Raw genomic sequence first — 24316 nt, 5'->3', positions numbered from 1 at the left:
CGGCCCGATAGACCATAAAACGTAAAAAGGGGCCGTGAGGCCCCGGGTCGTCGGTCAGGGACGCTGAGCCAACTTGTTTTCCAGATAGTGGATGCTGGTGCCGCCTTCGATGAAGCGGGCATCTTGCAGCAATTCACGATGCAGCGGGATGTTGGTCGAAATGCCTTCCACCACCATTTCCGACAGCGCGATGCGCATGCGCGCCAATGCCTGGTCACGCGTATCGCCATACGTGATGACCTTGGCGATCATCGAATCGTAGTTGGGCGGCACGAAGTAGCTGTTGTAGGCGTGCGAATCAATCCGAACGCCAGGGCCGCCCGGCGTGTGCCAGTTGGTGATGCGGCCGGGGCTGGGCACGAAACGGAACGGATCTTCGGCGTTGATGCGGCATTCGATGGCATGGCCCTTGAAGGCGATGTCGCGTTGGCGCAGCGTGAACTTTTCGCCAGCGGCGATCAGGATCTGCTGCTGCACCAGGTCGATGCCGGTGATCAGTTCGGTGACCGGGTGTTCGACCTGGATGCGGGTGTTCATTTCGATGAAATAGAACTCGCCGTTTTCAAACAGGAACTCGAACGTGCCCGCGCCGCGATAGCCCATCTTGCGGCAAGCGTCGGCGCAGCGGTCGCCGATGCGCTCGATGGCGCGACGGGCGATGCCAGGAGCCGGCGCTTCTTCGATGACCTTCTGGTGGCGGCGCTGCATGGAGCAGTCGCGCTCACCCAGCCAGACGGCGTTGCGGCCACCATCGGCCAGCACCTGGATTTCCACATGGCGAGGGTTCTCAAGGAACTTCTCCATATAGACTTCCGGGTTGTTGAACGCGGCGCCCGCTTCCGAACGCGTCATGGTGACGGCGTTCAACAGCGCGGCCTCGGTGTACACCACGCGCATGCCACGGCCACCGCCGCCGCCTGCTGCCTTGATGATGACCGGGTAGCCCACTTCGCGCGCAATGCGGATGATTTCCTGCGGATCTTCCGGCAACGCGCCTTCAGAACCGGGCACCACCGGCACACCCGCTTCGATCATGGCGCGCTTGGCGCTGACCTTGTCGCCCATCAGGCGAATGGTGTCGGGACGCGGGCCGATGAAGACGAAGCCGCTCTTTTCGACGCGATCGGCAAAGTCGGCATTTTCGGACAAGAACCCGTAACCCGGGTGGATTGCCTCGGAATCCGTCACTTCGGCGGCCGAAATGATGGCCGGCATGTTCAGGTAGCTGTCACGCGACGGCGCGGGCCCGATGCACACGGATTCATCGGCCAGGCGCACGTACTTGGCCTCGCGGTCAGCCTCGGAGTGCACGACCACGGTTTTGATGCCCAGCTCACGGCAAGCGCGCTGAATGCGCAGGGCGATTTCGCCCCGATTGGCGATCAGGATTTTTTCGAACATTTTCAGCTATCAGCCAATGACGAACAGGGGTTGACCGTACTCGACGGGCTCACCGTTTTCGACCAGGATTTCTTTGATGACGCCGGACTTGTCGGCTTCGATTTCATTGAGCAGCTTCATGGCTTCAATGATGCACAGCGGATCGCCTTCCTTGACGGTGGCGCCCACGTCGATGAACGGGGCGGCGCCCGGGTTCGGCGAACGGTAGAACGTGCCGACCATCGGCGCCTTGACGACGTGGCCCTGGATGACCGGGGCGGCTTCGGCGGCCGGCGCGGCGGGCGCGGCGGCTTGTGCGACGGGCGCGGCTTGCGCGCCGGCTTCGGGCTGGTGGTAAGCCACCGGCTGCAAGGTTTGCGAGAACTTGACGATGCGTACCTTGCCTTCGCCTTCGGTGATTTCCAGCTCGGCGATACCCGATTCAGCCACCAGGTCGATCAGGGTTTTGAGTTTTCGAAGGTCCATAGAAGCTGCTTCCCGAGATAGTGTCGGCGGCGTCCCAGCGTGGGGTCCGCGCCGTATAAGATGTAAAAGCCGTGAGTTTGGTGCGAGATCAGTGCCGCACTGCGTAACGCAGAGCCGCCTCGTAGCCGTCCGCGCCCAGGCCGGAGATAAGGCCTACCGCCAAGTCGGACAGATAAGAGTGATGCCTGAAGGGCTCTCGCTTATACAGATTGGACAAATGTACTTCAATAAATGGGATCGCGACCCCAGCCAGCGCATCGCGGATAGCGACGCTGGTGTGCGTATAAGCCGCCGCGTTGATGATGATGAAGTCTGTGCCGTCTTGCCGGGCCGCTTGAATGCGGTCAACCAGCGAGCCTTCGTGATTGCCTTGCCAAGCAGCCAGCTTGGCGCCCAATTCCCCTGCAAGCAGCTCCAGGCGCTCATTGATCTGAGGCAGCGTCAAACTGCCGTAGATATGAGGTTCCCGGGTGCCAAGCAGGTTTAGATTCGGGCCATGCAATACCAGTATGTTTTGCGCCATGCGCTTGCCAATGAGTGGATTGCCAACGGTGGAATTGTTGGCAAAACAGCCGATAAACCAGCTTTTTACGCCAATTCCTACTATTTGTCCAACAGACTTATGCCTTCAAACCGGATAAGGTTTGGTTCAGGTCGTCGGGTTGGATTTCGCCCAGTATCTTCCGGTTAATTGCGCCATCAGCGTTGAACACGATGGTAAAAGGCAAGCCGCCGCTGGGGTTGCCCAGCTTGCGCAAGGTATCGATCGCACCTGCCCCGATCACCCACAAGGGGTACGAAACTTGCACTTTCTCGACGAATTTTTGCATGTTCGCTGCGGAATCAACGCCGATGCCGACAAAGCGGACATTCGGGTATTTTTTCTGCAAGGCATCCAATTCCGGCATCTCGCGCACACACGGCGCGCACCACGTTGCCCAGAAATTGACCACCATCGGCTGGCCCTTCCAGTTGGCCAGCGACTGCGTCGCGCCATGCAGGTCGGGCATCTGCAATTGCATCAAGGCGGCAACCGGGTCGCCGGCCTCAGTGGGCGGTGCAGACGTGCGGGACTTCTGCCCCAACAGGGTATAGCCCCCGGCGACCGTGGCGGCCACGGCCACGCCGGCGGATAGAAGTAGGCGTCGATTCATGGCGCGATCATAACCGCTGCCGGTATTTTGCGCGCTCCCCGGGCGGCATGGCCGGTGGCCGCTATATATACAATGCCGGACAGGAGAGTTTTCAATGCACCTGCACATTCTTGGCATCTGCGGTACGTTCATGGGCGGCTTGGCGCTGATCGCGCGGGCCGCCGGCCACAAGGTCACTGGTTGCGATGCGGGCGTATACCCGCCGATGAGCACGCAGCTGTCCGAGCAAGGCATCGACCTGATCGAAGGCTTTGGCGCGGACCAGATGGCGCTGGCCCCCGACCTGTACGTGATCGGCAACGTCGTCAGCCGCGGCAACCCCCTGATGGAAGCCATTCTGGAATCGGGCGCGCGCTACGTGTCCGGCCCGCAATGGCTGGGCGACAACATCCTGCCGGGCGCGCACGTGCTGGCGGTGGCGGGCACGCATGGCAAAACCACGACCAGCTCGATGCTGGCCTGGATACTGGAAGCCGCCGGCCTTGCCCCCAACTTCCTGATCGGCGGCGTGGCGGCGGACCTGCATGTATCCGCCCGCTATGACCCCACGCGCCGCCCCTTCGTGATCGAAGCGGACGAATACGACACGGCGTTCTTCGACAAGCGGTCCAAGTTTGTCCATTACCGCCCGCGCACCGCCATCCTGAACAACCTGGAATACGACCACGCCGACATCTTCCCGGATCTGGCAGCCATCGAAACGCAATTTCACCATCTGGTGCGCACCATTCCCGCGTCCGGCCGCATCGTACGGCCCGCCCATTGCGATGCACTGGACCGCGTGATTGCGCGCGGTTGCTGGTCTGAAACGGTCACGTTCGGCGCGGATGGCGCCTGGCAGGCATCCCCGCCCGATGATGACGGCGCCTTCACGGTGATACGCAGCGGGGTCGACATCGGCACCGTGCGCTGGAACCTGACCGGCGAGCACAACCGCATGAACGCGCTGGCCGCGCTGGCCGCCGCCGAGCACGCGGGCGTGTCGGCCCCGGAAGGCATTGCCGCGCTGACGCGTTTTGCGGGCGTGAAGCGCCGCATGGAACTGCGCGGCACCGTGGACGGCGTCAAGGTCTATGACGATTTTGCGCACCACCCCACCGCCATCGCCACCACCGTCCAAGGGCTGCGCCGCCAAGTCGGGTCGGCCCGCATCCTGGCGGTGCTGGAGCCGCGCTCCAACACGATGAAGCTGGGCACCATGGCCGCCCGCCTGCCCGACGCGCTGGCCGACGCCGACCTCGTGTTCTGCTTTGGCGCCCACAGCGGCAAGCATGCGCTGGGCTGGAATCCGGCCGTGGTCCTGGCGCCGCTGGGCGACCGAGCTTCCAGTTACGATGACATCGACGCGCTGGTCGCGGCCGTGACCGCCGCCGCCCGCCCCGGCGACCAGGTGCTGGTCATGAGCAACGGCGGATTTGGCGGCGTCCATGGCAAGCTGCTGGACGCGCTGCGGGCACGCCGCTGATCCCTCTTAATTGGACGAGCACGAAATGATTCTCTACCTGCACGGTTTTCGTTCCTCGCCCAGTTCCACCAAAGCCCGGCAGATGGCCGATGCCATGGCCGGGCTTGGCCTGGCCACGCAGTGGGCCTGCCCCCAGCTGCCCGCCAGCCCCCGGCAAGCCATTGCGCTGGCGACGGGCATTGCGCAGCGCCAACTGCAAGGCGCGGACAGCCCCAGGGCACTGACCGTGGTGGGCTCGTCGCTGGGCGGTTTCTACGCCACCTGGCTGGCAGAACAACTGGATTGCAAGGCGGTGCTGCTGAACCCGGCCGTCGAGGCCGCGCGCGACCTGGCCACCCAGGTCGGCGAGCACCACATGTATCATTCCGACGCGCCGTTCGTCTTTTTGCCTGAATATGTAGACGAACTGGCCGCCATCCACGTCCCCCGCATCACCCATCCCGACCGGTACTTCCTGCTGGCGGCCACGGGCGACGAGGTCCTGGATTGGCGTGAAATGCGCGATCGCTACGCGGGTTGCCGGCAGCGTATCGTCGAAGGCAGCGACCACGGTTTGTCCGACTTCGAACGTTGGATGCCCGAGGTGCTTGAATTCGCCCTTGGCGGCAAGCAGGTTAGCCCTCAATAATCAGTACCAGACATCAACACTCTATTTCGCTGCGCAAGGCGGTGCGTACGCGCCGCCCAGGAAGATCCCCACCATGTATGTGTTTTACGAAGATGACGGCAGCTTCAAGGCCGGCAACATCCTGTCCGAAACCGACGCCAGCTTGCAGGTGGAGTCAGAGTCGGGCAAGCGCAGCAAGATCAAGCGCGCCAATACCCTGTTCAATTTCGCGTCGCCCGAACCGGCGGCGCTGATGAGCCAGGCGGCCGCGGCCGCCGACGAACTGGATCTGCAATTCCTGTGGGAATGCGCGCCGCAAGAAGAGTTCGACACGCCCACGCTGGCCGCCGACTACTTCGGCCACGCCCCCACGCCGGTGGAACATGCCGCGCTGCTGATGCGCCTGCACAGTGCGCCCGCGTACTTTCACCGCCGTGGCAAGGGCCGTTACCGCCCTGCCCCGCCGGACATCCTGGCCGCTGCGCTGGCGGCGCTGGAAAAGAAGCAGCGCCAGGCCGAGCAGCAACAGGAATGGGTCGACGAGATGGCCGCCGGCCGCCTGCCCGAACCCATTGCCCAGGTTGCCGAAACGCTGCTGATCCGCCCGGACAAGAATTCGCAGCAATGGAAGGCGCTGGACGCCGCCTGCGCCAAGCTGGGCAAAAGCCCCGACCGCCTGCTGCTGGAACTGGGCGCATGGCCGCACGCGCTGGCGTTGCACAAGCGCCGCTTCCTGGCCGTCAACTTCCCGCGCGGCCTGGAATTCCCGGAACTGGAACTGCCGCCCATCGACCGCGAACTGCCGTTGTCCGATGCCGAGATCTATTCGGTGGACGACGTCACCACGACCGAGATCGACGACGCGCTGTCCGTCACGACGTTGCCCGACGGCCGCCTGCGCGTGGGCGTGCACGTGGCCGCCCCCGGCCTGACCGTGACCCGCGACAGCGAATTCGACAAGCTGGCGCGCGCCCGCCTGTCCACGGTGTACATGCCGGGCGACAAGATCCCGATGCAGCCGGACAACGTCATCAAGGCGTTCTCGCTGGATGCCGGGCGCGAAGTGCCGGTGCTGTCGCTGTATGTGGTGGCCGACCCGGAAACGGGCGAAATCATCGAATCCGACACGCGCCTGGAACGGGTGGTGGTGCGTGAAAACCTGCGCCACAACATGCTGGACGCGCAAGTCACCGAGGCCAGCCTGGCCGACCCGTCGACCGACATTCCCTACGGCCATTGGTTGCGTCCGCTGTGGAAACTGGCGCAGGCGCTGTCGGCGCAACGCGAAAACGTGCGCGGCAAGCCCGAAAACAATTCCCGCGTGGAATACAGCTTCTACCTGGACGGCAACCCCGACGACCCGGACACGCCGGTGCGCCTGGTGCCGCGTCAGCGCAACGCGCCGCTGGACCGCATGGTGGCCGAATACATGATCCTGGCCAACAACCTGTGGGGCGGCTTGCTGCACCAACACGGCGTGCCGGGCATTTATCGGTCGCAACAGGCGGGCCGCGTACGCATGAGCACGCAGGCCTTGCCGCACGAAGCTATCGGCGTGCCGCAGTATGCGTGGAGCACGTCGCCGCTGCGCCGCTATGTCGACCTGGTCAACCAATGGCAGCTGATCGCCGCGGTGGAACACGGCGTATCGGCGCGTCTGGTGGCGCCGTTCAAGCCGCGCGACGCCGACCTGTTCGCCATCATCGGCGCGTTCGATGCGCAGTACGCGGCCTGGGCCGAATTCCAAAGCGCCATGGAACGCTACTGGTGCCTGCGCTGGTTGAAGCAAAACGGCATCACCCGCACGGTGGCGCACGTGCTGCGCGATGATCTGGTGCGATTTGCCAACGCGCCGCTGGTGACGCGCGTGGGCGGCATGCCCGAACTGGAACGCGGCACGCCCGTTGAAATCGACATCCTGGGCATGGATGAACTGGCGCTGGAACTGGACTGCCGGTATGTCGGCCAGCTGGCTCCCGAGCCCGCAAGCACGTAGGATGCATCCAGCGCGACAGCGCAACGTAAAAAAAGCATAAAAAACGTCCCTGCCGCGGGCAGCCCCTCCCGCCATTGCGCAAGAGGGGTTGCCCGCGGCAGAGGACCATAACAAGACGGAGACGCAACATGCGCATTTTGCTGGTCGAGGACAACCTTGATCTGGGCGATGCGGTGGAGAGCAAGCTGCGGTCGGCCGGCCACAGCGTGCAATGGGTGCGCGACGGCGTCGCGGCCTTGCGCTGGGGCCTGGACGAAACCTGGGACGCCCTGGTGCTGGACATCAACCTGCCCGGCAAGGATGGCTTCTCGGTCATCCGTGAATTGCGCGCCGCCGGGCTGGAAGCGCCGGTGCTGGTCATGACCGCGCGCGCCGAAATCGAAGACAAGATCGACATGCTGGACCTGGGCGCGGACGACTATCTGGTCAAGCCCTTCGACCTGCGTGAACTTGAGGCGCGGCTGCGCGCGCTGATGCGCCGGCCGGCCGGGCAAACCAGCAGCACCACCTCCTACGGCAACCTGAGCCTGGACCTGGCCGGGCGCAGCGTGACGCTGGCGGGTACACCGCTGGAACTGGGCCGGCGCGAATTCCGCCTGCTTGAGATCCTGGTGGGCCGCATTGGCCAGACCGTGGCGAAAGAGCGGCTGATGAACCAGCTGTTCGACCTGGACGACGGCTCGCTGAACGCGCTGGAACTGTTGATCTCGCGGCTGCGCAAGAAGCTGGCGGGCGCGTCGATCGACATCATCACCGTGCGCGGCGTCGGCTATCAGGCCCGCAGCCATGAACATCCCTGAAAGCGCCTCGATCCGGCGCCGCGTCTTCACCTTGGGCGCGGCGCTGCTGGCCTGCGCGCTGATCGGGCTGGTTTTTTTCCTGCGGGGTTATGCCCAGCGCGCCGCCGAGCAGGCGTTCGACCGCCTGCTTGCCGCGTCGGCGCTGACCATTGCCGGGTCCGTGCAGATCGATGACGAAGGCGTCACCGTCGAGCCGCCGGTGTCGTCGCTGGCCATGCTGTCGGGCGGCGAACGGGTCTTTTACGAAGCGCGCACCTCCAATGGGCACCTCATCACCGGCTATGGCGACCTGGCGCCCAAGCTGCCGCTGGCGCAAGCCGCCACGCCGGTGTTCGCCTACGTCACCTACCACGACGAGCCGGTGCGCGTGGCGACCGTGGGGCGGCTGGTGTCGGCCAGCCAGCATGCCGGCTGGGTCACGGTGCGGGTGGCCGAGACCCTGGGGTCGCGGGATGAACTGGCCGACGAAATACTGGGGCGTGGCGTCCTGCCGCTGGTGGTGGTGTCGTTGGTGGCGCTGGGCCTGTTGTGGTTTGGCGTGCAGCGCGCGTTTGCGCCGCTGGCCGTGCTGGAACGCGACCTGCGCACCCGCGCCCCCGAAGACCTGACGCCGGTGACCACGCCCGTACCGCGCGAAGTGCGCCGCCTGGTCGTAGCGCTGAACGCCTTCATGCAGCGCCTGTCCATCATCATGGACACGCTGAACACGCTGGTGGCGGACGCCACGCATCAGGTCCGCACACCACTGGCCTCGCTGCGCGCGCAAGCCGAAGTGGCGCTGGACGAGACCGACCCCAAGCGGCTGCGCGAACGCATCGTACGCATCCACCAAAACGCCACGCATGCCAGCCAGCTGATCAACCAGCTGCTGATGGACGCCACCATCACGCACCGGCTGGGCAAGGGGCCACCGGAATCCGTGGGCGTTGCCGAGACCATCAACGAAACGCGCCGGCGCATCGGCCCGGTGGAAGCCGAGCGCCTGCGCATCGAGATCGCGCCGGAAGTGCGCCGCGCGCGACTGGCCGGTGACCGGGTGGCCTTGCGCGAGATGCTGCGCAACCTGGTGGACAACGCCTTGCGCTATGCGCCCGACGGCACGGTGGACATCCAGGCCACGCCGGTAGCCGGTTTCCGCGTGGCGCTGACGGTGTCCGATCGCGGGCCAGGCATTTCGGACGACGAAAAAGAAGCCGTGCAGCAGCGCTTTACGCGCGGACGGGCCGGCGAGTCGCAGCCGGGATCTGGCCTGGGGCTGGCCATCGTGCGTTCGGTGGCGACGGCGCACGGGGGGTCGCTATGGCTGCATGATCGGCCGGGCGGCGGCCTGTCGGCGCGCGTCATCCTGCCGCTGCAACAACAGCCGGCCGGACGCCACGTGGCGGCGTGGCTGGGCGCGGCGTGCACGGCGGCGATGCTGCTGGTGTCCGCCCCGCAGGATGCGCGCGCGGCCGATCTGGACGAAATCGTCACGCGCTACCCCGCGCCGCAGCCCACGTCGCGCACGCTGGTCATCGCCGGGCCCACGGACACGCCCGTCGTCGCGCCGCTGATCCAGGGCTTTCAATCGTTGCGGCCCGACGTGTCGGTGGTGTATCGCGAAATCAGCAGCCGCGACCTGTACGAAGCGACCGTGGACGGGCGCCTGAAAAACGTAGACGTGCTGATGAGTTCGGCGTCGGACTTGCAGATCCGGCTGGCCAACGACGGCTATGCGCAGGCGTACTCGTCGCCCTACGCGTCCAAGCTGCCGTCGTGGGCGGTCTGGCGCAACGAGGTCTACGGCTTCACGTTCGAACCGGCCGTCATCGTCTACAACCCCAAGCGCTTTACCGAGGCCACCGTGCCGCGCTCGCGGCAGGACATCCTGCGCCTGCTGGAACGCGAGCAAGCCAGCCTGCAAGGCCGTGTCGGCACCTACGACATCGCCGCCAGCAGCCTGGGCTATCTGCTAGCCGAGCAAGACGAACTGGTGTCGTCCAACTTCTGGGGGCTGGCCAACGCGATGGGGCAAGTGGGCGTGCGGCTGTCGCCCACCAGCGCGCAGATCCTGGACGCCATCGAGAACGACGAACTGGACCTGGCCTACAACATCCTGGGTTCATACGCCCTGTCGCGCCAGGCCGCCGGCAGCAAGATCGGCGTGGTGTTTCCGCAGGACTATGTGCTGGTGCTGGCGCGGTCGGTGCTGATCTCGCGGCGCGCGCCCAGCCCCGATCTGGCGCGCGCGCTGGTGGACTGGCTGCTGTCTCCGGCCGGCCAGCAGGTGGCGTCCAGCCACGCGGCGCTGGGTTCCATCATGGAAGACACGCCGGGCCGCTGGACCTCCGAGGCCGTGCTGGCGCGCTCGCAAGGCATCGTGCAGCCGGTGGTGTTAAGCCCGGCATTGCTGGTGGGGCTGGACCAGCGACGGCATTCGCGCTTCGTGCAGAACTGGGTGCGGCTGGTGACGGACACGCCCAAGCGGCCGTAGGCGGGGCGCGGCAAGGCCAGGGATTACCCCTAGCCGCTTATCGCCCCCATGACAGGACGACGACAGACGCCGCCTCCTAAGATGGCCGCAGGCTGGACCCAGATCCCGCTATAGACCAATTCCAATCGGAGACGAACACATGCTTGCCAAGTCCCAACTGGCGGCCGCCTGCGCCGCAGCTTTCGCCATCGCCACCGGCAGCGCCTTCGCGCAGGCCGTGCCGGCGGGTTACCCGGCCGACTATCAAAAGATCCTGGACGGCGCCAAGAAGGAAGGCAAGGTCGTCATCTATTCGACCACCGACACCAAGGCCGCCGGCCCCATCATCAAGGGCTTCGAAGCGCTGTATCCGGGCGTCAAGGTCGAATACAACGACATGAACAGCACCGAGCTCTACAACCGCTACATCAGCGAGCAGGCGGCGGGCGGCGGTAGCGGCGACATCGTCTGGAGCTCGTCGATGGATTCGGCCTTAAAGCTGGCCACCGACTACGCGCTGCAATACAAGTCGCCCGAAGCCGGCAAGCTGCCGGCCTGGGCCGTCTGGAAGGATTCGGCCTACGGCACGACCTACGAGCCGGCCGTGTTCATCTACAACAAGCGCCTGATCCCCGCCGCCGAAGTGCCCACCACGCACGGCGCGCTGGCCAAGCTCATTGCCAGCCAGCCCGACAAGTTCAAGAACAAGGTCACCACCTACGACATCGAAAAGTCGGCCGTGGGCTTCATGCTGGCCGTGCAGGACAAGGCCAACGACCCCAAGTATTTCGACACGCTGAAAGACATCGCCAAGGGCGGCCTGGTCGTGCAATCGTCCACCGGCACCATGATGGAACGCGTGTCCTCGGGTGAAAACCTGATCGGCTACAACATCCTGGGTTCGTACGCCGAAACCCGCGCCAAGGCCGACCCGTCGCTGGGCGTGGCCTACCCGACCGACTACGCGCTGGTGCTGTCGCGCGTGGCGTTCATCAGCAAGAAGGCCAAGAACCGCAACGCCGCCAAGCTGTGGATGGATTACCTGCTGTCCCGGAAGGGCCAGGAAATCATGGCCAACCAGGCCGACCTGGCCTCGGTGCGCGATGACATCGACGGCGACAACGATGTGGACGGCATGACCAAGAAGCTGGGCGCCTCGCTCAAGCCGATTCCGGTCAACGAAACGCTGCTGGACTACCTTGAGCAGACCAAGCGCCTTCAGTTCATCAAGGACTGGCGCGCCGCGGCCGGCAAGTAAGGCCGCGCGGGTCCGGGGCGCGGCGCGCCCGCCCCGGCGCCCCATACGCGTAGCGGACGGCAGCCTGCCGCCCGCCTGACCGCCCCCCGGGCGGGCCTGCCCCTACCCGGGCGGCGCGACCGTCGCGTCACTTTGAATACAGGATTTCCCCATGCAGTCATTGCGCAGAAAATGGCAGTCCCTGCCGCGCGGCGTGGTGGTGTTGATTACGGCCCTGGCCATCTATGTGCCGTTGTCGTTCATCATCGTCCAGAGCTTTCTATCCGCGCCCTTCTTTGCCCCGTCCAAGGTTTTCAGCCTGGACGCGTTCCGCTTCATCTTCGCGGACCCGGATTTCTACAAGGCGCTGAAAAGCGGCTTCATCCTGGCCTTCGGGCTGGCCATCATCGCCATTCCGCTAGGCGGCATGCTGGCCTTCCTGATGATCCGCACCGACCTGCCCGGCCGCCGCTGGATCGAACCGCTGATCCTGGTGCCGGTGTTCGTGTCACCCATGGTGCTGGGCTTTGGCTACGTCGTGGCCGCCGGCCCGGTGGGCTTTTTCTCGATCTGGGCGCAGAACATCCTGGGCTTCGTGCCCTGGAACGTCTATTCGCTGACCAGCATCGTCATCATCGCCGGCCTGACGCACGTGCCCCACGCGTACCTGTATATCTCGTCGGCGCTGCGCAGCATGGGCTCCGACGTGGAAGAAGCGGCTCGCGTGGCCGGCGCGTCGCCGCTGCGCGTGATGGTGTCGGTCAGCCTGCCGATGGTGCGCCCGGCCATGCTGTACGCCACCGTGCTGCTGTTCTTCCTGGGCCTGGAGGTGTTCGGCCTGGTGCTGGTGCTGGGTGATCCCGAAGGCAACCTGGTGCTGGCCACGTACCTGTACAAGCTGACCAACAAGCTGGGCATTCCGTCGTATCACCTGATGGCCGCCGTGGCCGTGATCCTGATCTGCATGACGATTCCGCTGGTGATGCTGCAACGCCGTTTGATGCGTACCGCGAATCGCTTCGTCACCGTCAAGGGCAAAGCCTCGCGCGCTCGTCCGCTGCCGTTGGGCAAGTGGCGCTGGGCGGCCGGCGCGGTCGTGGCGTTCTGGCTGGTGGTCACCATTATCGTGCCGCTGCTGGGCGTGCTGCTGCGCGCGTTCGTGTCCAACTGGGGCATGGGCGTGTCGCTGTTCGACGTGCTGTCGCTGGACGCCTTCCGTACGGTCTTCGCACAGCCCAACCTGATCCGCGCCATTGTGAACTCGGTCGCCATCGGGGTGTTCGGCGGCGCGCTGGCGGTGATGTGCTACATGTTCGTGGGCCTGGCCATGCACCGCAAGCCCGACAACGTGACGCGCTTCATGGACTACAGCGTGTTGGTGCCGCGCGCCGTGCCCGGCCTGCTGGCCGGCCTGGCCTTCCTGTGGGTGTTCCTGTTTGTGCCGATGTGGCTGGACAACGCCCTGGACGTGGACGAAAACGGCTGGCTGTCGGCGCTGCCGTTCGCCGAATGGCTGCGCGAGAACTTCATCGAATGGCTGCGCGCCATGCGCAGCACCATCTTCAGCGTGTGGCTGGCCTACACGGTGGTCTGGATGGCTTACGGTCTGCGTTTGATTTCGTCGACCCTGCTGCAAGTGGGCCCCGAACTGGAAGAGGCCGCCCGCAGCGCCGGCGCGCGCCGCGGCCAGGTCACACGCCACGTCACGGTGCCGCTAGCCAAGTACGGCCTGATCGGTTCGTGGCTGCTGATGTTCCTGATCTTCGAGCGCGAATACTCCACCGGCGTCTACCTGCTGTCGCCCGGCACGGAAACCATCGGTTCCATGCTGGTGTCGCTATGGGCCTCCGGCGCCATCGACATCGTGGCCGCGCTTTCCTTCATCAATATCGTTCTGGTCGTGATCGGCCTGGGCATCGCCCTGCGATTCGGAGTCAAACTTCATGATTGAGCTTTCTGTAGAAGACCTGCACCTGGACTACGGCGACAACCCCGTGCTGAAGGGCGTGTCGATGCAATTGCGCCAAGGCGAAGTGGTGTCGCTGCTGGGCCCCTCGGGTAGCGGCAAGACCACGCTGCTGCGCGCCGTGGCCGGGCTGGAAGGCCCCAAGCGCGGCCGCATCACCATTGGCGATCGCATCGTCTATGACGGCGGCGCGCGCAAGGAGATTCCGGCCGAAGAGCGCAACCTGGGCCTGGTGTTCCAGTCTTACGCGCTGTGGCCGCACAAGACCGTGTTTGAAAACGTGGCCTACCCGCTGAAGTTGCGCAAGGTGCCGTCGGCCGAAGTGCGCGAACGCGTGCAGGCCGTGCTGGACCAGCTGGGCCTGGGCAAGCTGGGCCAGCGCCATCCGCATGCGCTGTCGGGCGGCCAGCAACAGCGCGTGGCTATCGGCCGGGCGCTGGTGTACAGCCCGCCCGTCATCCTGCTGGACGAGCCGCTGTCCAACCTGGACGCCAAGCTGCGCGAAGAAGCCCGCGCCTTCCTGCGTGAGCTGATCATCCGCCTGGGGCTGTCGGCCCTGATGGTGACGCATGACCAGAGCGAAGCCATGGCCATTTCCGACCGCATCCTGCTGCTGAACAACGGCAAGATCGAACAACAGGGTACGCCGCAGGAAATGTACGGCTCGCCGTCCACGCTGTTCACGGCGGAATTCATGGGCAGCAACAACCGGCTGGAAGGCAAGGTCACCGAAGTGCGCGATGGCCGTGCCCGCATCGAGGGCCGTGGCTGGGCGCTGTGGGGCAAGGCGGGCGAAGGCGTGTCGGCCGGCCAGGACGGCACCGCCGTGATCCGGGTTGAACAAGTGCGCCTGGCGGACGACCCCGACGGCAACCACATCGACATGCCGCTGTTGACCAGCATGTACCTGGGCGACCGCTGGGAATACCTGTTCCGCACGCCCGACGCGGACCCGGCCAACACCCTGGCGCTGCGCGCCTATGGTCCCGAAGGCCGCGAACCGGGCCCCAGCCGCCTGGCCCTGCCGGCCAGCAAGGTGTGGGTGTTCCCGCGCAAGCAGGCCTGATCGGGCCGGGGCGGCGCCGGGCGCCGGCCGCCCGCCCGCCTTCCCGGCATGCCGTCCAATAGCTGTTACAAGCGGTTGGCCGGCCTGTCCGGGCGGCGCGGACTCGCCTTACAATGCGTCCGTGCAACGCCCTGATTCCTCCTCCCCGCTAGGCCGTTATATGCGGTGGCTGGGCGCTCCCGCCCAGCACTACCTGCGCATCGGCATTGCAATATCGCTGTTGGTGCACGCCGGCGCCCTGGCGTGGCGCTTCGGCGTGCCCGCGCTTACCCGGCCGCCCGTAACCAGCCTGGAAGTGGTGCTGCTGAACGCCCGCAGCGAAACCCCGCCCGAGGCGCCGCGCGCCCAGGCGCAAAACCAGATGACCGGTGGCGGCAATGCCGAACAAGGCATGACCACCACGCCGCTGCCCCAGACCGGCGCAGCCGCCGAGACCATCGTGCTGGAAGCCATGCGCCGCCGCCAGGTGCAGCTGGAAGCCGAACAAACCCGCCTGATGACCCAATTGCGCTCGGCGCAACAGGCCGGCGCCGAACGCCAGGCCGTCAACCCCTGGCCCGACGGCGCCGACCTGGGCAAGGACGCCGAGGACCAGGCCAGCGTGATCCAGAATGCCCAGGTTGCCGCGCTGGCCGCGCGCGTCCAGCAATACAGCAACGAACCCCGAAAGCAGTTCGTCGCGCCGTCCGCCGAAGCCTCGCGCTACGCCGCCTACCTGGACGCGTGGCGCGCCCGCATCGAAACCGTCGGCACCCAGCACTACCCGGACGAGGCGCGCGGACGCATCTACGGATCGTTGCGCATTACCGTATCGGTGCGCGCCGACGGCAGCATCGCCAACGTGGAAATCGACCAGCCGTCCCCGCATGCCGTGTTGAACCAAGCCGCGCGCCGCATCGTCCAGCTGGCCGCGCCCTTCCCGCCCTTCCCCCCCGATATCGCGCGCGACACCGACGTGCTGGTCATCACCCGTACGTGGCATTTCGTCAACGACACCCTGGAAACCCAAGCCCCATGACCGAGGCGCCCCCTCTTGCCCGCTACGCCGTCATCGGCAACCCCGTCGCGCACAGCCGCTCGCCCCAGATCCACGCCATGTTTTCCCAGCAGACCGGCAAGCCGCTGCGCTACGAGCGCCTGCTGGCGCCGGTCGACGGCTTTGGCGACGCGGTGGCCGCATTCGTTGCCGAGGGCGGGTTGGGGCTGAACGTCACGGTGCCCTTCAAGCTGGATGCCTACGCGCTGGCGGCGGGCCACCTGTCCGCCCGCGCGCGCCTGGCCGGCGCCGTCAACACCTTGTCCTGGCGCGATGGCGCCTGGCACGGCTGCAATACCGATGGCGTGGGCCTGGTGTCGGACCTGCAACGCCTGGGCCTGCGGCTGGCCGATGCCGCCGTGCTGATGGTGGGCGCGGGCGGCGCGGCGCGCGGCGTGCTGCAACCGCTGGCGCAAGCCGGCTGCGCGCGCATCCACATCGTGAACCGCACCGCGTCCAAGGCGCTGGAACTGGCCGATGCCTGGCGCGCCACCGGCGTGTCGCCCCAAACCCAGGTCACGGCGGGCGGCTTGACCGACGCCGCGCGGCCCGGCGGCTGGAACCTGGTCATCAACGCCACGGCCAGCGGCTTGCAGGATGCCGCGCCGGACCTGCCGCCCGGTTTGTACGCGCCGGGCGCCGCCGCCTACGACATGATGTACGGCGCCAAGCCCACCGCCTTCATGAAGCAGGCCGATGCCGACGGGGCCAGCTTGACGGCCGATGGCCTGGGCATGCTGGTGGGCCAGGCCGCCGAGAGCTTTCTGATCTGGCATGGCGTGCGCCCCGACCCGGCGCCGGTGCTGGCCGCGCTGCGCGAGGCCCTGGCGGCCGGACACTAAGCGGCATGGCGACGCGCAAGCAGGGCCGATCCTGGTTCCGGATCATCACCGGCGTGCTGATGGCGTTGGTATGCGCGGTGCTGTTGTACCAATTCTGGCTGTTCTCGCAGGTGGTCTGGTACAACTACCGCGATCCCGGCAGCAGCGCGATCATGCGCGAAGAACGCTCGCGCCTGCGCGAAGGCAACCCCGCCTTCCAGCTGAAATACGAATGGGTCCCCTACGACAAGATCAGCCGCAACCTCAAGCGCGCGGTGGTGGCGTCCGAGGATTCCAAGTTCACCGAACACGACGGCATCGAATGGGACGCCATCCGCAAGGCCTGGGAATACAACCAGCGCCAGGAAGAAGCCGGCCGCAGCAAGATGCGCGGCGGCTCCACCATTACGCAGCAGCTGGCCAAGAATATGTTCCTGTCCAGTTCGCGCAGTTACATCCGCAAAGGGCAGGAACTGGTCCTGGCCTACATGATCGAACACGTCATGAGCAAGGAACGCATTCTTGAGCTGTATCTGAACGTGGCCGAGTGGGGCGTGGGCGTCTTTGGTGCGCAAGCCGCCGCGCAGCACTATTTCAATACGTCGGCCGCCAACCTCAGCGCCAGCCAGTCCGCGCGGCTGGCCGCCATGCTGCCCAACCCGCGCTTCTACGACACCCGCCGCAATTCCAATTACCTGAACTCCCGCGTGGGGGTACTGACCCGCCGGATGCAGATGGTGGACATCCCCTGATCCACGTTGACGTCCCCGTGACGCATTCTTGCGTCTCCTGACCTCCCGAACCCGCCGCCCGCTACGCGCACTTCGCACCCTGGGCGGTGGGATTTGTTAAGCTTTCACGTTTAGCGCTTCCCCACATTTTCATGCGTACCGCCCGTCGCTACCTGGCCCGCGAAATCTATCGCTCTTGTGCAGTGGTCCTTATGGCCCTGCTCGGCCTTTTCACATTCTTCGCGCTGGTAGACGACCTGGACAACGTGGGCGACAAGTTCTCCATGATGGCCCTGCTCTACATGCAGGCGCTGGCCATACCCACCCGTCTGTACGATCTGCTGCCCATCGGCCTGTTGATCGGCGCGATCCTGGCGCTGGCCGGCCTGGCCCAGCGCAACGAACTGGTCATCCTGCGCGTCTCGGGCGTCAGCGGCATGCGGCTGTTGCGCATGCTGTGGGTGGTGACCATCCCGCTGATGATCGGCGCCGCCCTGTTGTCCGAATACGTCACGCCCTGGGCCGAAATCAAAAGCGGCGAAGCCAACCTGATGTTTCGCGGCAAGGCCGGCGGCGACCGCCTGAAAAGCGGCTACTGGTTCAAGGAACCCACCGCCAACGGCGGCATGCGCATCATCAACATCGCCGAACTCAAGGGCGACGGCCAGGTGGCCGGCATCACCCTTTACGAATTCAAGAAAGACCAGACGCTGACCGTGCTGTCCACGGCGCCCACCGGCCTGTTCGCGCATGGCGACCTGGTGCTGAAAGACGTGTCGGAAACCCGCCTGGACGACGACGCGGCCGAAGCGCTGGCCAACGCGCGCCAACCCAAGAACCCGCCCGCCTCGGTCGCCAAGGTGCCCGAGCGCACGGTGGACACCACGCTTAGCGCCGAACGCCTGCTGGCCCGCGTGCTGACGCCCGAACGCATGTCCATCGTCACCCTGCTGGACTACGTGCAGTACTTGCGCGACAACCAGCTGCAATATGGTCGACAGGTGGTGGCCCTGTGGCGCAAACTGGCGTATCCGTTCACGCTGCTGGTGATGATCACCATTGCCGCGCCTATCGGCCTGATGCAAACCCGCCGTGGCGGCGTGGGCGCCAAAGTGTTCATCGGCATCCTGCTGGGCGTGGGCTTCTTCATGCTGAACCAGCTGGCGCTTAACGTCGGCATGCTGGGCAAATGGCCGTCATGGCTGACAGCGCTGGGTCCGAACATCGGTGCCATGGCCCTGGCCTTGGGCGCGATGAGCTACATGGAATACCGCCACACGATCACGCGCGTGGTCCAACAACGCTGGCCCTGGAGCAAGAGTCCCGCATGAACGGCAGTATCTGGATGATCGGCGACGTGCAGGGGTGCTGCTCGCCGCTGGACCGCTTGCTGGCCCATCCCGACTTGGTCGGAGACCCCCGTTCGCGCTTCTGGTTCGCGGGCGACCTGGTCAACCGGGGGCCGCAATCGCTGGAAACCCTGCGCCGCATCATCGATCTGGGCGACCGCGCCACCTCGGTGCTGGGCAACCATGACCTGCACCTGCTGGCCGCCGCGGCCGGCGTGCGCAAGCCGTCCAAGTCCGACACGCTGGACCCGATCCTTCGCGCGCCCGACGCCGCCGAACTCATCAACTGGTTGCGCTTTCGCCCGCTGGCCCATTTTGAACAAGGCCATCTGCTGGTGCACGCCGGTACGCTGGCCAAGTGGGACGTGGCCAAGACCCTGTCACTGGCCGGCGAAGTGCAGGACGCGCTGCGCGGCCCGAACTGGCACAAGGCGCTGCAAAAGATGTACGGCAACGAGCCGGCCACGTGGAAAGAAGACCACAAGGGCGGCAAGCGGATGCGGGTCATCATCAACGCGCTGACGCGTATCCGCCTGTGCACGCCCAACGGCCACATGGAATTTGCCACCAAGGTGGCCCCCGGCGCGTGGCCGCCCAACCTGGTGCCCTGGTTTGACGTGCCCAATCGCGCCACGCGCGACATCACAACCGTGTTCGGCCACTGGTCCACGCTGGGCCTGCTACAGCGCCCCGACGTGATCTGCCTGGACACGGGCTGCGTCTGGGGCGGCGCGCTGACAGCCTTGCGCCTGCAAGACCGCAAGCTGGTCCAGGTCAAGTGCTCGCAATTCCAGAACCCGCTGTCGGACTGACGCCGCCACGCGCTCAGTGACGGATTTCGGCCAGGAACTTCTGCGCGCGCACGGTTGCGGGCCGGCTGAAGAACGCGTCGGGCGTGCCCGTTTCCACGATGCGCCCGGCGTCCATGAACCACACGCGGTCCGCCACTTCACGCGCGAAACCCATTTCGTGCGTCACGCACACCATCGTCATCCCGTCCTTGGCCAGGCCCTTCATCACCTGTAGCACCTCGCCCACCATCTCGGGGTCCAGCGCGCTGGTCGGCTCGTCAAACAACATCACGGGCGGGTTCATCGCCAACGCACGCGCAATCGCCACACGTTGCTGCTGACCGCCCGACAACTGGGCGGGATACGCCTCTGCCTTGTGCGACAGGCCCACGCGTTCCAGCAATTGCAGCGCCCGCTCGCGCGCTTCGGGACGCCGCGCGCGTTTCAATTGCAGCGGCGCCAGCATCAGGTTTTCCAGCACGGACAGATGCGGGAACAGGTTGAACTGCTGGAACACGAAGCCGATGTGGCTGCGCAGCTGGTCCAGGTGCACCTTCGGCCCGTAGATGTCCTGCCCGTTCACTTCAATGAGGCCCTTCTGGATGGGTTCCAGCCGGTTGATGGTGCGGATCAAGGTGGATTTGCCCGATCCCGACGGCCCGCACACCACGACGACTTCGCCCTGCCTGACCTCTTCGGTCACGTCGGCCAGCGCCTGGTAATCGCCATACCACTTCTGCACTTGTGAAAATCGGATCATGTCGGCACCACTTTAGGGGCGGCCCCCAGCCCGGCGCGCCGTCTGCCGATACGTCGTTCGGTCAGGTGCACCAAGGAACTCAGGCCAAAATTCAAAACAAAATAGGTCATCGCCAGCAAGCCGAACACTTCAAACGGCTTGGTCAGCAACACGCTGTTGATCTGGTTGGCGGCGTAGGTCAGCTCCTGCACGCTGATGACGTAGGCCAGCGACGTTTCCTTCACCGTCGAGACGAACTGGCTCAGCATGCTGGGCAGCATGTTGTAGAGCGCCTGCGGCAGGATCACGCGCCGCATCGTCTGCATATACGACAGGCCCAGCGCCCGGCTGGCCTCTTGCTGTCCGGGCGGCAACGCCTGGATGCCGGCGCGGATGATCTCGGCCAGGTACGCGCTTTCGTAGCACACCAGCGCAACCACCATCGTGGTCGTGCCCGCCACGGGCCGGCCGATGATGAGCGGCACGAAAAAGTATGCCCAGAAAATAAACATCAGCAGCGGCAGCCCGCGCACCAGATACACCACGGCGGACGACGGCCAGTAGAAGATCCGGTAGGGGCTGATCCGGCCCAGCGCCAGCAGCACGCCGCAAGGCAGCGCCAACGCCAGGCTGATCGCCGCCAGGCCCAGCGTGGCGACCAGGCCGCCGACCGGGCCGTGCGGATACTGCCCGATCAGCAGCAGCAGCCAGTTGTCTTTCAGGATGTCCCACATATCAGCGCGCCCCCAGCGGACGATACCGTCGTTGCAAGATCGCGCCGCCACCCATGATGAGGAACGACAGCACCAGATAAATCGCCGTCACCACCGCATAGGCCTCGAACGTGCGGAACGTGTAGTTCTCGATTTCGCGCCCGGCCGCCGTCAGCTCCGTCACTCCGATCGCCATCGCCAGGCTGGTGTTCTTCAACAACAGCAGCGTCTGGTTCAGCAGCGGCGGAATGGCGATGCGAAACGCCTGTGGCAGCACCACGCAGCGCATGGTGCGCAGGAAGCCCAGGCCCAGCGCCCGCGCGGCCTCGACCTGCCCCGGCGCAATGCCGCGCACGGCGCTGCGCAGGTCTTCGCAGATGTAGGCCGACATCACCAGCGCGATGGCGATGCACGACATGATGAATTCACTGCCGTGGCTGTTGAGCCAGTCGCTGGCCCCTTGCGGCAGCAGCGCCGGCACGCCGAAGTACCAGAACAGGATGTGCACCAGCATGGGCACGTTGCGATGAAACGCCACATAGGTGGCGATCACCGCGTTGGCCACGGGCGAGCCCGTCAGGCGGATCACCGCCAGCAGGCTGCCCACGCCGAACGCCAGCACCCAGGACAGCCCCGCCAGCGCCAGGGTGGTGACGAATCCCCTCCACAGCCACGTTGGATACTCGCCCTGGAAAATGGCGTTGAAGTCGAAAACGTAATGCATCGAGACAGGCTCCGGCGCGCGTCGCGCATCAACCCTTGATGGCTTCGATGCGGAAGTCGCGCTTCATGTTGAACTGCGTGCCGGCGCCGAACCACTTGTCGAACACCTTACCGGCCTGGCCAGATGCCTCCATGCCGTCCAGCACCTTGTTGACCTGGTTCAACATCGCCGTGTCGCCCTTGCGCACCCCCATGCCCCAGGGCTCCACGAACAGCGCCGGCTCCAGAATTTTGACGGGCACGGCGCTGGTGGCGGCCTGATGCTGAAGCTTGACCAGCATCAGCTCAGACCCGACAAAGCCGCTGACCTTGCCTTGCTGCAAGGCCAGGAACGCGCCACTGGGGTCCTTGAACGTCACGGGGTCCACGTTGGGGATGTTCTTGCGAGCGCCTTGCTCGGACGACGAGCCGCGCACGGCGCTGACGCGCTTGCCGGCCAGGTCGGCGGGCGCCTTCAGGTCTTTCTCGGAATCGCGGGCCAGGATCTTTTGCAGGCTGACGAAATGCTGGTGCGAATAATCGATCTGCTGCGCGCGTTCGGGGCTCCAGCCCAGGTTGGCCGCCACCACGTCGACGCGACCCGCGATCAATTCGGGGATGCGGGCCTCAACGGCGATCAGCTTGAGCTCCAGCGGCACGCCCAGGCTGTCGGCCACGGCCTGGCACATATCGACTTCATAGCCGACCACGGCACGGGTCTTGGGGTCCTGGAAGCTGAAGGGCTCGGCGGTGCCCATGGTGCCGCAAATGAATTTGCCGCGCGCCTTGATGTCCTGCAACGTGTCCGCGTGCGCGGCGGGCGCCAGCGTGGCGGCAACGCCCACGGCGGCAAGAAGGCTGGCGATGGTGGTCTTCATGAATATTCCCCTTGAGTATCGGTATGTAGGTCAATCCAGCGCCGCGCAAGCCTGGGCGATGCGGCGGCATCCTTCTTCGATGTTTTCCATCGATGTGGCAAAGCTCAGGCGCAGGTACGGCGACAAGCCATAGGCCGCGCCGTCCAGCACGGCGACACCCGCGTCATCCAGCAGGTACATCACCACGTCCAAATCGGTTTGCAGCACGCGGCCGCCGGGCGTGCGCTTGCCCAGCAAGCCTTCCACCGACGGATAGACGTAGAACGCGCCCTGCGGTTGCGGGCAGCGAATACCGGGCACGGCGTTCAGCAAAGACACGATGCGGTCCCGCCGCGCATGGAAGATGGCGGCGGCGTCGGTGACGCAGTGCTGGTCTGCGGTCAAGGCCACGCGGGCGGCCGCCTGGCTGATGGCGCTGACGCAGCTGGTGCTTTGCGAGATCAGCGTGGCCATGGCGCGGATCAGCGGCTTGGGACCGCCCGCGTAACCCAGGCGCCAACCCGTCATCGCATAGGCCTTTGACACGCCGTTGATCGTCAGCGTGCGGCCCGCCAGTGCCGGCACCACGGCCGCCGGCGAGGCATGGCGCGCATCGCCATACGCCAGGTGTTCGTAGATTTCGTCGGTCAGCAACCACACGTGGGGATGGCTCGCCAGCACCTCGCCCAGCGCTTGCAGCTCCGCTTCGCTGTACATCGCGCCGGTGGGGTTGCTGGGGGTGTTCAGCAGCAGCCACTTCGTACGCGGCGTGATGGCTTGTTCCAGCGCTTGCGGCGTCAGCTTGAAGCCGTCGGCTTCGGGGCAGGCGACCACCACCGGCTTGCCGTCGTTGACCAGCACCATGTCCGGGTACGACACCCAGTACGGCGCGGGGATGATGACTTCGTCGCCGGCCTGCACGGAGGCGGCCAGCGCCGTGAAGATGAGCTGCTTGGCGCCCACGCCCACGATCAGTTCGTCCAGGCCGTAGTCCAGGCCGTTCTCGCGCTGGAACTTGGCGCGCACCGCTTCCAGCAGCGGCTTGGCGCCGACCGATGCGGTGTAGCGGATGTCGCCGCTGTTCAGCGCGTCGATGCCGGCTTTCACGATGTGCGCGGGCGTGGGCAGGTCCGGCTCACCGACCGTGAAGTCGACGATGTCGCGGCCCTGCGCGCGCAGTTGATCCACGCGCGTCTTGGCGGCCATGCTGGGCGATGGCTTGATGGCCAGGGCGCGGTCGGCCAGGAAGGCGGAGTCGGCAGCGTTCATGCCAGCCCCTTGGCGGCAAAAGCGGCCTGCATCCAGCTTTGCGTCTTATCGCCCTTGGCGATCTCGGCCATGATGCGTTCTTCCTTGGCGGCGTGCGCGTGGGCGGCCTCGATCAGGCTTTGCGCGTCGGACGCGGGAAAGCTGACCAGGCCGTCTTCGTCGCCCACCAGGATGTCGCCGGGTTGAATGACTTGGCCCCCGATCGACACGGGCACGTTGACTTCGCCCGGGCCGTCTTTGTACGGGCCACGATGGATGTGGCCGCGCGCATAGCAGGGAAAGCTGTCGGCCTCGAACGCGGCCACGTCGCGGATCGCGCCGTCGACCACCACGCCGGCGCAGCCGTGCAGCTGCAAATAGCGCTTCATGATTTCGCCCAGAACGGCGTTGGACAAGTCGCCGCCCGCATCCACCACCAGCACGTGGCCGGGCTGGATCTGCATCATGGCCTTGTAGATCATCAGGTTGTCGCCCGGGCGGGTCTTGACGGTCAAGGCAGTGCCAACAAGCTTGCCGCTGCGGTTGTAGCGGTGCAGGCCCGAGATGCCTTCGCGGCGCGCCAGGTTGTCGCTAAGGTGCGGCGTGACGATGCCGGCCAGGGCTTGGAGTACGGCGGCGGGAGCAACGGGGGAAGCCGGCAATTGGCGTGCGCCGGTAAGAATCTGAGCCATGACGATCTGCAACGTCCTCTATCGAAAG

23 protein-coding genes are annotated in these 24316 nt (G+C 65.6%); 13 read left to right on the top strand and 10 right to left on the bottom strand.

The annotated features are described in order from the left end of the window. Positions 1-54 precede the first annotated feature (54 nt). From accC to AC6LJY_RS19355, 4 genes are all read right to left on the bottom strand, one after another. Entirely contained in the window at positions 55-1401 is a 1347-nt protein-coding gene (gene accC / locus AC6LJY_RS19370) for an acetyl-CoA carboxylase biotin carboxylase subunit (protein WP_046806529.1), read from the bottom strand. 9 nt (positions 1402-1410) lie between these two features. Continuing rightward, entirely contained in the window at positions 1411-1866 is a 456-nt protein-coding gene (accB, locus tag AC6LJY_RS19365) for an acetyl-CoA carboxylase biotin carboxyl carrier protein (RefSeq protein WP_046806530.1), read from the bottom strand. 88 nt (positions 1867-1954) lie between these two features. Next, complete coding sequence (gene aroQ, locus AC6LJY_RS19360; RefSeq protein WP_314364690.1) at positions 1955-2389, bottom strand: type II 3-dehydroquinate dehydratase; 435 nt, start codon at positions 2387-2389, stop codon at positions 1955-1957. A gap of 97 nt (positions 2390-2486) precedes the next feature. Beyond that, positions 2487-3020, bottom strand: a complete 534-nt coding sequence (locus AC6LJY_RS19355; RefSeq protein ID WP_046806532.1) for a TlpA family protein disulfide reductase — start codon at positions 3018-3020, stop codon at positions 2487-2489. Between the two features lie 94 nt (positions 3021-3114). Here AC6LJY_RS19355 and mpl point away from each other — a divergent pair, with 94 nt between their 5' ends. The 13 genes from mpl (at position 3115) to AC6LJY_RS19290 (ending at position 19358) form a co-directional block, all read left to right on the top strand. Beyond that, entirely contained in the window at positions 3115-4485 is a 1371-nt protein-coding gene (mpl, locus tag AC6LJY_RS19350) for a UDP-N-acetylmuramate:L-alanyl-gamma-D-glutamyl-meso-diaminopimelate ligase (protein ID WP_498136557.1), read from the top strand. A gap of 25 nt (positions 4486-4510) precedes the next feature. Further along, positions 4511-5113 carry a YqiA/YcfP family alpha/beta fold hydrolase gene (locus tag AC6LJY_RS19345; protein WP_314364697.1) on the top strand — a complete coding sequence of 201 codons (603 nt, stop codon included), beginning with the start codon at positions 4511-4513 and terminating at the stop codon, positions 5111-5113. A gap of 73 nt (positions 5114-5186) precedes the next feature. Continuing rightward, a complete protein-coding gene (locus tag AC6LJY_RS19340) occupies positions 5187-7088 on the top strand; it encodes a ribonuclease catalytic domain-containing protein (protein WP_485132529.1) in 1902 nt (633 codons plus the stop codon). A 128-nt stretch (positions 7089-7216) separates the two neighbouring features. Beyond that, positions 7217-7888, top strand: coding sequence for a response regulator transcription factor (locus AC6LJY_RS19335; protein ID WP_046806535.1), 672 nt, complete (start codon positions 7217-7219; stop codon positions 7886-7888). Beyond that, entirely contained in the window at positions 7875-10361 is a 2487-nt protein-coding gene (locus AC6LJY_RS19330; RefSeq protein WP_104145188.1) for a sensor histidine kinase, read from the top strand. The genes AC6LJY_RS19335 and AC6LJY_RS19330 overlap by 14 nt, the downstream gene beginning before the upstream one ends. Before the next feature lie 139 nt (positions 10362-10500). Continuing rightward, positions 10501-11598 carry an ABC transporter substrate-binding protein gene (locus AC6LJY_RS19325; protein WP_314364702.1) on the top strand — a complete coding sequence of 366 codons (1098 nt, stop codon included), beginning with the start codon at positions 10501-10503 and terminating at the stop codon, positions 11596-11598. Positions 11599-11749: 151 nt separating this feature from the next. After that, positions 11750-13528, top strand: a complete 1779-nt coding sequence (locus AC6LJY_RS19320) for an ABC transporter permease (protein WP_046806538.1) — start codon at positions 11750-11752, stop codon at positions 13526-13528. Then, complete coding sequence (locus tag AC6LJY_RS19315) at positions 13521-14609, top strand: ABC transporter ATP-binding protein (RefSeq protein ID WP_046806539.1); 1089 nt, start codon at positions 13521-13523, stop codon at positions 14607-14609. Before AC6LJY_RS19320 ends, AC6LJY_RS19315 begins: the two co-directional genes overlap by 8 nt. 160 nt (positions 14610-14769) lie before the next feature. Next, positions 14770-15627 (top strand): TonB family protein, encoded by an 858-nt coding sequence (locus AC6LJY_RS19310; RefSeq protein WP_046806540.1) that lies wholly within the window; start codon positions 14770-14772, stop codon positions 15625-15627. Then, positions 15624-16487, top strand: coding sequence for a shikimate dehydrogenase (aroE, locus tag AC6LJY_RS19305; RefSeq protein ID WP_314364706.1), 864 nt, complete (start codon positions 15624-15626; stop codon positions 16485-16487). Before AC6LJY_RS19310 ends, aroE begins: the two co-directional genes overlap by 4 nt. A 5-nt stretch (positions 16488-16492) precedes the next feature. Further along, complete coding sequence (gene mtgA / locus AC6LJY_RS19300; RefSeq protein WP_046806542.1) at positions 16493-17218, top strand: monofunctional biosynthetic peptidoglycan transglycosylase; 726 nt, start codon at positions 16493-16495, stop codon at positions 17216-17218. Between the two features lie 131 nt (positions 17219-17349). After that, a complete protein-coding gene (gene lptG / locus AC6LJY_RS19295) occupies positions 17350-18528 on the top strand; it encodes an LPS export ABC transporter permease LptG (protein ID WP_104145191.1) in 1179 nt (392 codons plus the stop codon). Beyond that, positions 18525-19358: a symmetrical bis(5'-nucleosyl)-tetraphosphatase gene (locus tag AC6LJY_RS19290; RefSeq protein WP_046806544.1), complete on the top strand. Its 834-nt coding sequence runs from the start codon at positions 18525-18527 to the stop codon at positions 19356-19358. The genes lptG and AC6LJY_RS19290 overlap by 4 nt, the downstream gene beginning before the upstream one ends. 13 nt (positions 19359-19371) lie before the next feature. Here AC6LJY_RS19290 and AC6LJY_RS19285 read toward each other — a convergent pair whose 3' ends face one another. From AC6LJY_RS19285 to AC6LJY_RS19260, 6 genes are read right to left on the bottom strand one after another with little or no spacing between them, the layout of a single operon-like run. After that, the gene (locus AC6LJY_RS19285; protein ID WP_046806545.1) at positions 19372-20097 is read right to left on the bottom strand and encodes an amino acid ABC transporter ATP-binding protein; all 726 of its coding nucleotides are present in this window, start codon (positions 20095-20097) and stop codon (positions 19372-19374) included. Then, positions 20094-20810: an amino acid ABC transporter permease gene (locus AC6LJY_RS19280; RefSeq protein ID WP_046806546.1), complete on the bottom strand. Its 717-nt coding sequence runs from the start codon at positions 20808-20810 to the stop codon at positions 20094-20096. Before AC6LJY_RS19280 ends, AC6LJY_RS19285 begins: the two co-directional genes overlap by 4 nt. A 1-nt stretch (position 20811) precedes the next feature. Then, complete coding sequence (locus tag AC6LJY_RS19275) at positions 20812-21513, bottom strand: amino acid ABC transporter permease (protein WP_498136556.1); 702 nt, start codon at positions 21511-21513, stop codon at positions 20812-20814. Between the two features lie 28 nt (positions 21514-21541). Next, positions 21542-22369 (bottom strand): ABC transporter substrate-binding protein, encoded by an 828-nt coding sequence (locus AC6LJY_RS19270; protein ID WP_046806548.1) that lies wholly within the window; start codon positions 22367-22369, stop codon positions 21542-21544. A gap of 30 nt (positions 22370-22399) precedes the next feature. Next, positions 22400-23617: an aminotransferase class I/II-fold pyridoxal phosphate-dependent enzyme gene (locus tag AC6LJY_RS19265; protein WP_498136555.1), complete on the bottom strand. Its 1218-nt coding sequence runs from the start codon at positions 23615-23617 to the stop codon at positions 22400-22402. After that, complete coding sequence (locus AC6LJY_RS19260) at positions 23614-24288, bottom strand: RraA family protein (RefSeq protein WP_046806550.1); 675 nt, start codon at positions 24286-24288, stop codon at positions 23614-23616. Before AC6LJY_RS19260 ends, AC6LJY_RS19265 begins: the two co-directional genes overlap by 4 nt. Positions 24289-24316: the final 28 nt, after the last annotated feature.

The sequence above is a fragment of the Achromobacter sp. RT286_PF genome, assembly GCF_059760425.1.
Note: the sequence above shows the minus strand (reverse complement) of the source record. Positions and strands in the feature narration are given on the sequence as shown.